We start from the raw sequence: 13,429 nt of genomic DNA, 5'->3' as shown, positions 1-13,429 counted from the left end.
GCTGCTGAGCAGCCCCCAACCTGATTGAAGGTTGACTACCGGTTTCAGTACGCCTGCGACTCGCTGACCTGTACGGCCGCACGCAGCGGTGCCGGCAGCGGGTTGCTGTCACGGGTGGTCAGGTGTTGTGGCATCAACGTGAGCAGTGTGCGCTGCAGCGTCAGGTTCTCCGAATCCGGGCCAACCCAGACCTTGAACTTGCCGGCATCGACATCCCAACTGTCGGTGTTCTGTACGAAGTAGGCCAGCGAACGCGAGTCGATCGGCAAGCTCACGGTCTTGCTCTGACCCGGCTCCAACCACACCTTGGTAAAGCCCTTGAGCTCTTTGTGCGGTCGCTCGACCTGCGCATCGATCGGCTGAATGTACAGCTGCGCAACCTCAAAGCCCGCTTTGTCACCGGTGTTGGTCAAGGTGAACTTGACGTCGATGGTGTTGCCCGGCGTCATGACATTGGACGACAGCTTCAGGTCCGAATAGCTGAAGGTGGTGTACGACAATCCAAAGCCGAACGGGTACAGCGGCTTGGCGTGCTTTTTGTCGTAACCGCGATACCCCAGGTAAAGGCCTTCGCTGTAGTTGATCTCGGTCAGCGCGTTGTCACCGCGGTAAGCGGCAGGGTCCGGATACGAGGCGTAGCTCGGGTTGTCCTCGATGCGCTTGTCGATGGTCACCGGCAGCTTGCCAGACGGGTTGACCTTGCCATACAGGATCTCAGCCAGGGCCTGACCGCCCTGTTGGCCGGGGAACCAGGCGTGCAACGCAGCGCCAACTTTCTTGGCCCATGGCTGCATGTCTGCCACGCCTCCGCCGTGCGTGACGACGATGGTATTCGGGTTGGCTTTGGTCACGAAGTTGATCAGCTCAGCCTGCTGGTCTGGCAATTGGTAACCATGGTCGGAGCCCTCGCCTTCGTTTTCGTAGTTGGTGCCTGCAGCAATCACCACGGCATCATAGTTGGCCAGGTCCTGCGGCGGGCGCAACGACGCCCAGCTCATCTGCACACCCGCCAGGCCGCCCAGCGCCGGCGTGAAGTTACCCTGCACACGGCGGTACTCGAGCTTCACGGTGTAGGACTTGCCTGCCACCAGCGCAGCGCTCGTGCCAGAGCTGGTCAGCGCGTTGACCACGTCGGAGGAGTACGGCACACCGTCGCTTTCCACCACCAACTTGTCATTCACCCAGAGCTTGTAAGGGCCGTCGGCACGCACCTTGAAGACATGGGCACCGGAAATGGTCGGCTTGATTGTGGCAGTAAAGCGCGCAGAGAACGCGCCAGCCGTCGGGCTGAAGCCAGACACGGCGGTGGTGCCGGCGCTGGTCTCATTGGTGCTGGTGGTCCAGTTGAGGTTGACGCCCGGCTCCACGCGGGTAACCAGCGGGTCGCCGCTGAGGCTGCTGTTGCTGAAGTATTCAGCTTTCACCCCGGCGTTGCTGACGCTGCTCTTGGTCGAAGTGGGCTGGTACCAGACTGATGACTTCGGGTTCAGGCTCAGGGCTGACAGGTAAGTGACGTTGGTGCTGCTTGACGCCAACTGCTGCAGACCGCTCAGTTCGCTGACATAGCTGTTGGGCGGCGAGTTGGCTGTACCAAAGGGCGACGCTGGCGCCTGGTTGGCCCAGTCACCGATCACGGCCACCTTGGCCGTAGGCGCCAACGGCAGCAACGGTTTGCCGGCCGCGGTAGTCGTGTTACGCAGCAGCACGATCCCTTCGCGTGCCGCGTTCAACGACGCGCGCTGGCCGTATTCGGTGTGCTCGAGGGTCTGCGCGGAGTTCTGGTGCTCCTGGAAGTCATAGCTGACCACCGCGCGCAGATTGCGCTTGACCTTGTCGTCGATGACATTCTGAGTCAGCTGGCCACTCCAGACATAAGGCAGCAGGTTGGCCTCAGTGAACTGCAGCCCCGAGGGCATGTCCAGGTCGGTGCCGGCCCACGCGCCCTTGAACGCATTGTGAATGGCGTTGAAGTCGCTGATCACGGTGCCCTGGTAGCCCCACTCGCCTTTGAGCACTTCAGTGATCAGGTGATGGTTCTCGCAGGCATAGTCGCCATTGACCTTGTTGAAGCCGCACATGATCGAGGCCACGTTGGCGTTCTTGACCATCGACTCAAAGCCCGGCAGATACATCTCGCGCAGCGTCCGCTCATCCGCCACAACATTGACCGCCTGACGGTTGGCTTCCTGCTCGTTGGCCAGGTAATGCTTGCCGCTGGCCTGGATACCTTGGGCCTGGATGCCGTTGACGATCGCAGGGGCCAGCACTGCACCCAGGAACGGGTCTTCCCCGCTAACGTACTCGGCCGAGCGGCCGTTGTATGGCGTGCGGTACAGATTCACCCCAGGCGAGAGCATCTGCTGACCGCCGGAAATACGCGTTTCGTACGCGATGGCCAGGCCGAACTCTTTGGCCCGGTTGATGCTCCAGGTCGCCGCCAATGCCGACTGCGACGGGTACTGCGCGCCAAAGGTGGCGTTATTGACGTGCACGCCCATCGACGAATCGTAGGCCACGGTGCCCTTGATCCCCCACTTGAGCAACGAGGGGATCATGTGGCCATCGTTGACCCGGGTGAAGTTGATCTTCTCGGATTGGTTCATGTTGTCGAGGATGGAGCTGACGCGGGCCTCCACTTCGTTGCCGACAGCAGGTGCAGCAGCAAAGACGCCCGAAGCCTGCATCACGCCAAGCGCTAGCAGGCTCAGGCCCAGGGTCTGTTTGAAATGCTTCACGGATCGAATCCTTAAGAACGGGGTGGGAGGCAAATATCCACCGGCCTCACGGCTGGTTGACCTGCGCCGGCGCGTCGCTGGTGTCTACCGCACTGTCGACGAAGGCATTGGCATCCGTCGTGGACTGGGCAATACGGCTCACCCCGGAGAGTTGTTCGCGTTGGGTATCCAGTTGCTCGCGTGCTTGTTGATAAGCGCTGGATTGCGTTGAGGCGTCTGCGGTTTCTGCAAAGGCAGACACGTGAGTTGCCAAGAGCGTCGAACAGGCGAGCGACAGCAATAATCTATTCATCGAATAGTTCTCGAGAGAGGAAAACAGGAGTAATCAGACCGGAAACAGAGTCAGGCCGGCGGGTAAGTCTGAGCAGTTGCGAGAAAAGTTCAAGCGCACTGAAAAAATCAGCTGAACATCACCAGAAAAAGCCTTGGAATTACTAATAAATAAAGAACAAACACACTAGTTACGCGCACCGCAAAAGCCTTCCTGAAGCGATAAGCGGACAGAACAAGCCTGGAAACTCATACTATGAGCAATTTTCATGCTTTTTTGTGTCGATATGAGCAATAAATAACTATGCACTAAACCTAGTTGCAATTAGGTTTAGAGGCCTGCTAAACTCTCGACGCCCCAGCAAATACCTGCATTAAACTCACTACAAACAGTCAGAAACATACACTGTTGCGCCTGGAAAAATAACGACGTATTCTCCCGGCCATCTTAAAACATAGTAAGTCGTAATGCGCCGCTATATAGCCAGCACTTGCACAAAGCCATCATTATGAATCTAAACATACCCTCTGCCGATACACTATGTGAGTGGCTGATCAATGCTGGCGCATTGCAACCGGCCGATAGGCACCGTGCGGCCCGACTGGGTGTAGCTCAGGGTATCGGCGAGGACGAAATACTCCGCACACTGTTACGTTTGGGCGCGGTTAAAGATCAACAGATGGCCACGGCCTACGCTCAATTGCTCGAAGCCCCCAGGCTCGCAGATCAGCCGGTCGAGACGGCGCCAATTGCCAGCGAGCGCTTCGCTCGCCAGTACGGCGTTGTCACCCTCAATAACAGCGGTAGTCAACTGCGTGTGGCGGCTGCCGTCCCACCTTCGGCCTACGCCCTCGCCGCGCTGGGCTACCAGGCAGGCAAGCCGGTCGAACTGGTGGTTGCCACCCACGATGAAATCACCGCCTTGGTCGAACAGGTCTACGGTACGGGGCGTTCGGCAATGGGTGCACTGATCCAGACCCTGGATGACGATCGCGTCGCCGAAGGCGACATCGAGCAACTCAAGGACATGGCCTCCGAGGCGCCGGTGATCCGCTTGGTCAACCTGATGCTGCAGCACGCCGTCGACCGCCGCGCCTCGGATATCCACGTCGAACCGTTCGAAAGCCAGCTGAAGGTGCGCTACCGGGTCGATGGCGTGTTGGTCGAGGGCGAAGCGCCGCCGAGCGGCTATGCCGCTGCAGTGATCTCGCGGTTGAAGATCATGGCCCGCCTGGACATTGCCGAGCGGCGCCTGCCCCAGGATGGCCGAATCATGCTGCGTATCCAGGGCCGCGAGCTGGACCTGCGCGTGTCGACCGTGCCCACCAGTTTCGGCGAGTCGGTGGTAATGCGCCTGCTGGACCGGCAAACCGTCAGCTTCGACTTCGCCAGCCTGGGTATCGACGGCCAGACCCTGCATACCATTGAACAATTGCTGGCCCGCCCGCATGGCATCTTCCTGGTGACCGGACCGACCGGCTCAGGCAAGACCACTACGCTGTACACCGCGCTGTCGGGCTTGAACACTGCCGAACGCAAGATCATCACCGTTGAAGACCCGGTTGAATACCAACTGACCGGTATCAACCAGATTCAGGTCAAGCCAGCGATCGGCCTCGGTTTTGCCACGGCCTTGCGCTCGATCGTGCGGCAAGATCCGGACGTGATCATGATCGGTGAAATGCGCGACCTGGAAACCTGCCGCATTGCTATCCAATCGTCCCTCACCGGCCACCTGGTACTGTCGACGCTGCACACCAACAGTGCAGCGGCGAGTATCACCCGCCTGTTGGACATGGGCGTCGAGGGCTATCTGCTGGCCTCAACGCTGCAAGGCATTCTTGCCCAGCGCCTGGTGCGCAGGCTCGACCCCGCCACGCGCATCGCCTTCGAGGCCCCGGCCGAGCTTATCGAACGGCATCAGTTGGCACGTTACACGCAACAGCGGCCGATTATCCTCTATCGCCCCGACGAGCAAGCGCCAGGCGGCGGCTACCATGGGCGCAGTGCGATCACCGAATTGCTGGTGATGGATGAAGACCTGCGCGGCCTGCTCATGCGCCAGACAGATGCTGCGACCCTCGAAGCCAGCGCCCGCCAGAAGGGTCTGGTGACCCTTTATGAAGAAGGCCTGCGCCAGGCGCTGGCCGGCATCACGTCGCTCGAAGAAGTGCTGCGTGTCACGGGGGGCGACTGACATGCCGGTGTTCTCCTACAGCGCACTGGACAGCGCAGGCCGCACGCTACAAGGCGAACTGGAGGCCGGCGACCATGACAGCGCCGTGCACCAGTTGCAACGCCGTGGCCTGTTGGTCCTGAAGCTCAAACAGGGCAACCAGCTGCTGCGTCCAGGCAAGGCGCGCAGCGTGTTCAAACCAATCGAGCTGATCACCATCACTCAACAGTTGACGACCTTGATCAGCGCCGGCCAACCGCTCGACAGAGCGCTGGGCACGGTGCTCAAGAACGTGCACAAGATCGCCGCGCAAGCTGTCCTGGAGCGGGTTCGCGACCAGGTCAAGGCCGGCGTGCCTTTGTCGCAGGCGCTCGAAGAACATCCAGGCAGCTTCTCGCCGTTCTACACCAGCCTGGTGCGTGCGGGCGAAGCCGGCGGTGTACTCGAAGTGACCCTGGCCCAGCTCAGCGGTTACCTGGAACAAAGCCACTCACTGCGCGGCGAAGTGATCAACGCGCTGATCTATCCGGCCTTCCTGGTGATCGGCGTGATCGGCTCGTTGGCGCTGTTGCTGGCCTACGTAGTGCCGCAGTTCGTGCCGATTTTTCAGGATTTGGGCGTGCCGATCCCACTGGTGACCCGGGCGGTGCTGGCCTTGGGCGAGTGGGTCAGTGCCTGGGGCATGGCCAGTCTGTTGACGATGGTCGGCGCCAGTTGGCTATGGCTGGCCGCCCGGCGCAATCCGCAGCGACGCATCGCGCAAGACCTGCGCCTGTGGCGCAACCGCGTGTTCGGCACGCTTGTGCAACGGCTGGAAACCGCGCGCCTGGCGCGCACCCTGGGCACCCTGCTGAGCAACAGCGTGAGCTTGCTCGGCGCGCTGGCGATCGGCCGTGAAGTCAGTGCCAACCATGCACTGCGGGCGCACGTCGGCGACACCACCGAACAGGTCAGGCAAGGCAGCAGCCTGGCCCAGGCGTTGGCGGCCGACGCACTGCTACCTGAGTTGGCCCTGCAGATGATCGACGTCGGCGAACAGTCGGGCACGCTCGGCGCCATGCTGCTGAAGGTCGCCGATGTCTACGACCTTGAGGCCAAACGCACTATCGACCGCCTGCTGGCGGCGCTGGTGCCCACACTGACCATCATCATGGCCGTCATGGTGGCGGCAATCATGCTCGCCATCATGCTCCCGCTGATGAGCCTGACCAGCAATATCTAGGAACCCTCTCATGCGCTCCAAGCCAACACCCAACGCCCGTCAAGCGGGCTTCACTCTGCTCGAAATGCTCGCTGTCATCGTCCTCTTGGGAATTGTCGCGACCATCGTTGTGCGCCAGGTCGGCGGCAACGTCGACAAGGGCAAGTACGGCGCCGGCAAGGCGCAGCTGGCCAGCCTGAGCATGAAAATCGAGAGCTTTGCCCTGGATGTCGGTGCGCCGCCGGCGAGTCTCGAACAACTGCTGCACAAGCCGACCCATGCCAGCCGCTGGGCCGGGCCCTATGCAAAACCGTCAGACCTGCTCGACCCGTTCGGACATCCCTTCGCTTATCACTACCCCGGCAGCCACGGCAGCTTTGACCTGATCTTCCTTGGCCAGGACGGCGCGGCCGGTGGCGAAGGCGACAAAGCCGACTTCGGCAACTGGGAGTAAGCATGACAGCTGGCCGGCCTCGCCAACGCGGTTTTACCCTGTTCGAGCTGCTCGTTGTCATCGTGCTGGTCGGCCTTGCCTCGTCGATCCTCGCGGTCGGCGTAGGCCGCGGCATGCTGCTAGCGAACGAGCGCAGCGCGCTCGCGCACATGGTTTCGGCCTTGCGCAGTGCACGCGTGCAGGCGATCGCCAGCGGGCAACCGGTGCGGGCCCACTTCGACTTGCGCGGGCGTCGCGTGCAGGCGCCCGGGCGCAAGCCAGAGGCCTGGCCAGAAGACTTCCGCGTACGCCTGCAGACTGCCCGCGGGCTGGGCACTGCGTTTGAGTTCTACCCTGACGGCGCGGCCAGTGGCGGCAATATCCTGATCAGCCGTGGCCTGGCGCGCTGGCGGATCGATGTCGGTTGGCTCACTGGCAGCGTGCAACTGCGGGAGCTGCCATGACCCGCCAGCGCGGCTTTACCCTGCTGGAGATGCTTGCCGCCATTGCCTTGCTGGTGGTCGCTTCGACAATCCTGCTGGGCGCCTTTGCCCAGAGCAGCCGGTCACTGTTGCAGGTCGAGGGCAGTGATCGCCACAACGCGGCCGCGCGCTCGCTGATGGACGATTTCGACCTCGCCGAACTTGCTCCGGGCCAGCAACGCGGCACCTGGCAGGGGATCGACTGGGTGCTGGAGGTTGCCCTCGAGCAGGCACAGCCGAGGCACTTCGACCTCTATCGGCTGGACCTGACCCTCAGCGACGACGCACGCACATCGCATTACAGCACCCTGCGTGCCCGCGCCGCTGGAGCTGTCCGTTGAAGCGCCAGGCAGGTTTCACCCTGGTGGAAATTCTTGTGGTGATCAGCCTGATAGGGTTGCTGCTCGGGCTGGTGGGCGGTGCACTGGTCGCGGCCAATCGCGCCGTGGCCAAGGCCGAACGCTACAGCGACAGGCTTGACGAGCTGCGCGCGACCCAGCGCTTCTTGCGCCAGTCGCTGGGGCAGGTACTGCCGTTGAGCGCATCTACCGGTCAGGGCGCGCACACCACGACATTTGAGGGTAACCGCAACAGCGTGGAGTTCTTTGCCCCCCTGCCCAGTTCCGTCGGCGGAGGGTTATACCGCCAGCGCCTGTTGCGCCGCGATGACCGGCTAGAGCTGCAATTGGCCAGGCTGGATGGCCGTCGCCTGCAGGCCTGGAGCGAACCGCAACGTTTGCTGAGCGGAGTCAAAAGCCTGCAGCTGAGTTACCGCGGCTACTCCCCGCTCGGCAAGCCGACCGGCTGGCTGACCCAGTGGCCTTGGCCTGAACGGCTGCCGCAGACGCTCCGGGTGGACGTGCAAATGAGCGACCGCAAAGCATGGCCGCTGCTGCAGGTCAATCTGCTGCTTGACCTCTCGGGCGACGGTGGTCGGCCGTGAATCGGCAACGCGGCGCGGCCCTGCTACTGGTGCTTTGGGTCGTCGGCCTGCTGAGCATAGTGCTCGCTGGCCTGGCGATTTCCGTCCAGCTCCAGCAGCGTCAAGCGCTATGGCAGGGCAACCAGACCCAAGCTGCCTTCGCCGCCCAGGCAGGGTTCAATCTGGCCGTGGCCAACTTGCTGCGCAACGACCCCACACGCTGGCTTGCCGACGGCCAGCAGCATCCCCTGCGCTTCGCCGACTGCATGCTGCGCGTCAGCGTCATGAGCGAGCGCGGCAAGCTCGATCTTAATGCGAGTCCCGCATCGAGCCTGGAAAAGCTGCTGCGTGCCAATGGCGCCAGCCGCGCGACCGCCAAATCCATCACTCAGGCCCTAGGGAAGAGGCGCAACGAGGTACCCCTGCGAATGCTCGAAGAATTCCGCGAACTGCCCGGCATGACCTACGCGGTGTACGCCCGTGCCCTGCCCTTAATTACCGTCTGGTCGGGCAATACCCACCCTGACCCGAGCCTGGCGGCGCCGGCACTGGCCAAGCTGCTCGGACTGCCTCGGTACAATGGCCCGGCGCTGGATCCCGGACAGATCCTCACCGTCAGCAGTGAAGCCAGCCTGCCGAGTGGATTTACCGCACATCTGAAGGCCACCTTCGTCCTGTTACCCGCGCATGCCGGTGGCAAGCCCTATCGCGTACTGAGGTGGCAGGATTGAACAGGCTCAGTCATTACGCGGCACTGCTGGTCAGCTACAAGCAGCTCGGCCAGGCACGCTGGCACACCAGCCAGCCCAGACGCTGGCTCAGAGCATGGCTGGCGGAGCTGGTCGGCATGCTCCCGGCCAAGCTGGCCAGGCGCATCGGTGCGGGCAATACGCCTCAACTGCTCGTCTGGCCGCTGCCAGCGCGGCATCAGCAAGGGCGGCCGGCCGTGCTGGTCCTGCAGGCATCACAGGTCATGGCACAACGTATAGGCCTACCCCTCGCCGCCACTCGCAACCTCAGGCAAGTGCTGGCTTATGAGATCGACAGGTACACGCCCTACAGCGCCGAGCAGGTGCACTTCGTCGCTCGCGTCGTGCACCGCCAACCCCCTTTGGCCCAAGTCGAACTGGTAGCGATTGCGCGTGATGCACTGGCACAGATGCTCGCCGCCTGCCGCCAACGCGACGTGCACCTGGTCGCCATCGATGCCCTCAGCCCCAGTGGCGAGCGCCTGTTCATCGACTTGCTGCCGGCCGGCAGCGGCAGCCCGCAGCTGCGCACAGGCCTTGATCGCTGGCTTTGGCTGGGCTGCGCAGCCTGCCTGGTGGTACTCGCTGCGGCCTGGCTCGATCGGCGTCAGCATACCGTCGACGCGATGCAGCAGGCAGTCACCGAACAACGCCAAGCCGTCCAGCACGTCCAGCAATTGCGCCAGACCCTCGATAGCACACTGGGCGCCTCCAGCTACCTGGCGACCCTGAAAGCCCAGCGCCCTACCCTTACCCGGCTGCTGGCCGACCTGAGCGCCTGCCTGGCTGACGACACCTGGGTCGAGCAACTGGAGGTTCGCGACGGCAATCAGGTGACCTTCTCTGGCCAAAGCGCACACGCCAGCGCCTTGCTCGGCCAGGTAAAAGCCTGCACTACGCTCGAACACGCCCAGTTCCAGGGGATCATCCAGGCCGACAAGGCCAGCGGCCGCGAACGTTTCGCCATCACCGCACAGCTCAGGCAGGAGGTGGCGCATGCGTCCGTTCACTAGCCGGGAGCGCAAGCTCGCCGCCCTTGGCCTGCTTGGCCTGCTGGCCTGGGTAGTGTGGTACGCCGTGCTCGAATGCCTGTTACTTGCGCCGCTGAGCAGCCTCGACGAGCAGGCTCAGACCTTGCGTGAGCAACAACGGCGCTATGCCGGCCTGCTCCTCCAACAGCCCCTGCTCCAGGCTCAGCTTGAGCACAGCCGGAATGACCCCGCCCAACGCAACAGCTTGTTGCCAGGTGAAGACCCCAATGCCGTTGCAGCCGATCTCATGCAGTACGCCGTCGAGCGGGTCAATGCCCAAGCACAGCGCGGCCCCGGCTGCGCTATCACTCAGCGCATGCCAATCGTCCCTGCCGAGCAGGATCAGGTCGAGCCTTATCGCCAGGTCAACGTGAGCCTTACCCTGGCCTGCGCCATCGAACCCTTGGCGGCCCTGCTGCATAGCGTGGAGTACGGCCAGCCGAGCCTGTTCATTGACCAATTAAGCATTCGTCGCACGGCGGCCGCGCCCGCCCAGGGCCCTGCCGGGCGCCTGGAGGTACACCTGCTGATTCGCGGTTATCTGCGCGCGGCAGTGCCGCAAGGTGGCGACTCATGAAGTTGCGCAGATCAAGCCTGCTGCTGCTTGCGGCCCACGTCGGCGCGCTCGCCGCAAGCGCCTGGTTGCTCGGCGCCGCCAACAGCCCCGAATGGCTGCCGGCCCACCCACCGGCGCAGACAGTGAATGCCGCGCCACCTGCGCCGTTGCCAGCGCTGGACGAGGCAGCACGCTCGCTGACCTGGACCCAGCCGATCTTCAGCCCCCAACGCCAGCCCGACCCCCACCCGCCAGGCCAGCAGACCCCGGCATTGGCCCACTTGAGCCTGACTGGCGTGGTGCTCGATGGCTCGTCGCGCTGGGCCTATCTGCGTGAGGGCAGCACGCCTGCCAGCAAGGTCGCCCTGGGCACCACGCTGGACAGCGGCTGGACCCTCAGCGAACTCACCGCACTGAGCGCGACGTTCACCCGTGCCGGGCAACGCCACACCCTGAGCATGCCACTGCTGCGCCTGCCGCCGCCGTCCAAGGCCTCCGCCATCACTCTTCCGCGTATCGAAACCCCATGACCAAGCAACTTGCCTCACGCCCCCCTCTCCTGACACTGCGCGCGCCATTACTCGGCCTGAGCGTTGCCCTCGCCCTGGCCGGATGCGCTAGCGTGCCTGGCAAGCTGCACAGCGATCCTGAGCTGCTGCAACAAGCGCTGCACGGCGCCGGCGACCCGCTGCCGCCTGCAACTGCGACCATGAACCCTGCCCCGAGCGCAGCTAACCCTGGCTCGACGGCGCCCAGTGCGGCGCCTGGCCGGCAGATCATCAAGGGTAACCAGCGGTTTATCCGTCCACCAGCGGCCACCGCGGCGAAGCGCGGGGCCGAGCAAGGCGATATCGTCTTCAACTTCACCGACCAGCCCATCGAGGCGGTGATCAACAGCGTGATGGGCGATCTGCTGCATGAAAACTACAGCATCAGCCAAGGGGTAAAAGGCAACGTCAGCTTCTCGACCTCCAAGCCGGTCAATCAGCAGCAGGCTTTGTCGATCCTGGAAACCCTCCTGTCGTGGACCGACAACGCCATGATCCGCCAGGGTGATCGCTATGTGATCCTGCCCGCCGACAAGGCCGTTGCCGGCAAGCTGGTGCCCGAGGTTGCAGTCGCCCAGCCGGCCACGGGGCTTGCCGCCAGGCTCTACCCGCTGCGCTACATCGGTGCCAGCGAAATGCAGAAGCTGCTCAAGCCCTTCGTGCGCGAAAATGCCTTCCTGTTGGTCGACCCGGCGCGCAACGTGATCAGCCTGGCCGGCACCCCGGACGAACTGGCCAACTACCAGGACACCATCGATACCTTTGATGTCGACTGGCTCAAAGGCATGTCAATCGGTGTCTACGGGCTGCAACGCGCCTCGGTAGCCGAGCTGATGCCGCAACTGCAGAAGCTGTTCGGCCCCGACAGCGGCATGCCGTTGTCCGACATGGTCAAGTTCATGCCCAACGAGCGCACCAACTCGATCGTCGCAATTTCCTCGCAACCGGAGTATCTGCAAGAGGTCGGCGACTGGATCAGGACCATCGACGAAGGCGGCGGCAACGAGCCACAGCTGTTCGTCTACGACGTGCGCAACATGAAAGCGGCCGACCTGGCGCGTTACCTGCGACAGATTTATGGCTCGGGGCAGATCGCCGACGACAAGGCGGCAAAGGTCGCCCCGGGGCTCAAGACCACCAGCCTGGGTTCACTTAACGGCAGCACTTCTGGCCAGGGCCTGTCTGGCTCTGCCATGCACACCCAGGCCAGCGCCGAGGACGACGCGTCCAGCGAGGGCTACGACGACTCGGTTGAACAGAGCGCCGACAGCTCGATGGCGGCCGGCGACAGCGACGCGGGCGAAGGCGCAGCCAAGAGCCTTGAGGAGTCGGTGCGGATCACCGCGCAAAAAAGCAGCAACCAGTTGCTCGTGCGCACCCGGCCCGCCCAGTGGAAGGAGATCGAATCGGCCATCAAGCGCCTGGACAGCCCGCCGCTGCAGGTGCAGATCGAAACGCGCATTCTCGAAGTCAAGCTCACCGGCGATCTTGACCTGGGCGTGCAATGGTACCTCGGCCGCCTGGCCGGCAACTCGTCGAGCAGTACAGTCGCCAACGAGAGCGGTAGCCAGGGTGCCTTGGGCGCAGGTGGTGTCGCCTTGGGCGGCAGCTCGATGTTCTATTCGTTTGTCAGCAGCAATCTGCAGGTGGCGTTGCGCGCATTGGAAACCCGTGGCCTGACCCAGGTGCTGTCCGCTCCCTCACTGGTGGTGCTGAACAACCAGCAAGCGCAGATCCAGGTCGGCGACAATATCCCGATCAGCCAGACCACGGTCAATACGAGCAACTCCGATACCACCCTGAGCAGCGTCGAGTACGTGCAGACCGGGGTCATTCTTGATGTGGTACCGCGAATCAATCCCGGTGGTCTGGTGTACATGGATATCCAGCAACAGGTCAGTGACGCTGACGACAGTGCCGTGACCACCACCCAACCCAACCCACGCATCTCCAGCCGCGCGGTGTCGACCCAGGTGGCGGTGCAAAGTGGCCAAACCGTCCTGCTCGGCGGCCTGATCAAGCAGGACAACGCCCAGGCCGACACCCGTGTCCCAGGGCTGTCGCGCATCCCGGGCCTGGGATGGCTGTTCGGCAATAGCTCGAAGAGCCGCGACCGGACCGAGCTGATCGTGCTGATTACGCCCAAGGTGGTGAACAACCCTGAGCAGGCCCGCCAGGTCACTGCCGACTATCGCCAGCAGATGCAGATGCTCAAGTTACAAGCACAAAGCGCCCAATAATTGCTCTAAGATACCGCCTCAAACGTTTCAGCGTATTTCAGTAAGGAATTGGATGTCTATTCACGAACCCTCTCCGCTAGCGCAG

At 63.0% G+C, this 13,429-nt stretch carries 13 protein-coding genes; 11 read left to right on the top strand and 2 right to left on the bottom strand.

What is annotated here, in order from left to right:
* Positions 1–44: 44 nt before the first annotated feature.
* On the bottom strand, positions 45–2,684 hold the full coding sequence (locus J3B00_RS14750; protein WP_245362814.1) for a glycoside hydrolase family 3 C-terminal domain-containing protein: 2,640 nt from the start codon (positions 2,682–2,684) through the stop codon (positions 45–47).
* Positions 2,685–2,781: 97 nt separating this feature from the next.
* Entirely contained in the window at positions 2,782–3,027 is a 246-nt protein-coding gene (locus tag J3B00_RS14745; protein ID WP_209868205.1) for a hypothetical protein, read from the bottom strand.
* A 487-nt stretch (positions 3,028–3,514) separates the two neighbouring features.
* On the opposite strand from J3B00_RS14745, the gene gspE reads away from it, so the two are divergent.
* Genes gspE through gspD form a run of 11 tightly spaced genes read left to right on the top strand, consistent with a single transcriptional unit; the run spans position 3,515 to position 13,344 of the window.
* Entirely contained in the window at positions 3,515–5,203 is a 1,689-nt protein-coding gene (gspE, locus tag J3B00_RS14740; protein WP_209868204.1) for a type II secretion system ATPase GspE, read from the top strand.
* A 1-nt stretch (position 5,204) separates the two neighbouring features.
* Positions 5,205–6,404 carry a type II secretion system F family protein gene (locus J3B00_RS14735; protein ID WP_209868203.1) on the top strand — a complete coding sequence of 400 codons (1,200 nt, stop codon included), beginning with the start codon at positions 5,205–5,207 and terminating at the stop codon, positions 6,402–6,404.
* A 10-nt stretch (positions 6,405–6,414) separates the two neighbouring features.
* The gene (gene gspG / locus J3B00_RS14730; RefSeq protein WP_209868202.1) at positions 6,415–6,837 is read left to right on the top strand and encodes a type II secretion system major pseudopilin GspG; all 423 of its coding nucleotides are present in this window, start codon (positions 6,415–6,417) and stop codon (positions 6,835–6,837) included.
* A gap of 2 nt (positions 6,838–6,839) precedes the next feature.
* Positions 6,840–7,280: a GspH/FimT family pseudopilin gene (locus J3B00_RS14725; RefSeq protein WP_209868201.1), complete on the top strand. Its 441-nt coding sequence runs from the start codon at positions 6,840–6,842 to the stop codon at positions 7,278–7,280.
* Positions 7,277–7,639 (top strand): type II secretion system protein, encoded by a 363-nt coding sequence (locus J3B00_RS14720; RefSeq protein ID WP_209868200.1) that lies wholly within the window; start codon positions 7,277–7,279, stop codon positions 7,637–7,639. The genes J3B00_RS14725 and J3B00_RS14720 overlap by 4 nt, the downstream gene beginning before the upstream one ends.
* Positions 7,636–8,241 (top strand): prepilin-type N-terminal cleavage/methylation domain-containing protein, encoded by a 606-nt coding sequence (locus J3B00_RS14715; protein ID WP_209868199.1) that lies wholly within the window; start codon positions 7,636–7,638, stop codon positions 8,239–8,241. Before J3B00_RS14720 ends, J3B00_RS14715 begins: the two co-directional genes overlap by 4 nt.
* Positions 8,238–8,951: a general secretion pathway protein GspK gene (locus J3B00_RS14710; RefSeq protein ID WP_209868198.1), complete on the top strand. Its 714-nt coding sequence runs from the start codon at positions 8,238–8,240 to the stop codon at positions 8,949–8,951. Before J3B00_RS14715 ends, J3B00_RS14710 begins: the two co-directional genes overlap by 4 nt.
* On the top strand, positions 8,948–9,982 hold the full coding sequence (locus J3B00_RS14705; RefSeq protein ID WP_209868197.1) for a PilN domain-containing protein: 1,035 nt from the start codon (positions 8,948–8,950) through the stop codon (positions 9,980–9,982). Before J3B00_RS14710 ends, J3B00_RS14705 begins: the two co-directional genes overlap by 4 nt.
* On the top strand, positions 9,966–10,577 hold the full coding sequence (gene gspM, locus J3B00_RS14700; protein ID WP_209868196.1) for a type II secretion system protein GspM: 612 nt from the start codon (positions 9,966–9,968) through the stop codon (positions 10,575–10,577). Before J3B00_RS14705 ends, gspM begins: the two co-directional genes overlap by 17 nt.
* Positions 10,574–11,086 (top strand): general secretion pathway protein GspN, encoded by a 513-nt coding sequence (locus tag J3B00_RS14695; RefSeq protein ID WP_209868195.1) that lies wholly within the window; start codon positions 10,574–10,576, stop codon positions 11,084–11,086. The genes gspM and J3B00_RS14695 overlap by 4 nt, the downstream gene beginning before the upstream one ends.
* Positions 11,083–13,344 (top strand): type II secretion system secretin GspD, encoded by a 2,262-nt coding sequence (gene gspD, locus J3B00_RS14690; RefSeq protein WP_209868194.1) that lies wholly within the window; start codon positions 11,083–11,085, stop codon positions 13,342–13,344. Before J3B00_RS14695 ends, gspD begins: the two co-directional genes overlap by 4 nt.
* Positions 13,345–13,429: the final 85 nt, after the last annotated feature.

It is taken from the genome of Pseudomonas sp. BP8 (genome assembly GCF_017875955.1).
Lineage (GTDB): Bacteria > Pseudomonadota > Gammaproteobacteria > Pseudomonadales > Pseudomonadaceae > Aquipseudomonas.
The sequence above is the reverse complement of the archived record's forward strand: the minus strand, read 5'-3'. Positions and strand labels throughout refer to the sequence as shown.

Coding starts and splice junctions, on each gene's coding strand:
- J3B00_RS14750 (WP_245362814.1), bottom strand. CDS start 2,684: ATGCAGGCTTCGGGCGTCTTTGCTGCTGCACCTGCTGTCGGCAACGAA.
- J3B00_RS14745 (WP_209868205.1), bottom strand. CDS start 3,027: ATGAATAGATTATTGCTGTCGCTCGCCTGTTCGACGCTCTTGGCAACT.
- gspE (WP_209868204.1), top strand. CDS start 3,515: ATGAATCTAAACATACCCTCTGCCGATACACTATGTGAGTGGCTGATC.
- J3B00_RS14735 (WP_209868203.1), top strand. CDS start 5,205: ATGCCGGTGTTCTCCTACAGCGCACTGGACAGCGCAGGCCGCACGCTA.
- gspG (WP_209868202.1), top strand. CDS start 6,415: ATGCGCTCCAAGCCAACACCCAACGCCCGTCAAGCGGGCTTCACTCTG.
- J3B00_RS14725 (WP_209868201.1), top strand. CDS start 6,840: ATGACAGCTGGCCGGCCTCGCCAACGCGGTTTTACCCTGTTCGAGCTG.
- J3B00_RS14720 (WP_209868200.1), top strand. CDS start 7,277: ATGACCCGCCAGCGCGGCTTTACCCTGCTGGAGATGCTTGCCGCCATT.
- gspM (WP_209868196.1), top strand. CDS start 9,966: ATGCGTCCGTTCACTAGCCGGGAGCGCAAGCTCGCCGCCCTTGGCCTG.
- J3B00_RS14695 (WP_209868195.1), top strand. CDS start 10,574: ATGAAGTTGCGCAGATCAAGCCTGCTGCTGCTTGCGGCCCACGTCGGC.
- gspD (WP_209868194.1), top strand. CDS start 11,083: ATGACCAAGCAACTTGCCTCACGCCCCCCTCTCCTGACACTGCGCGCG.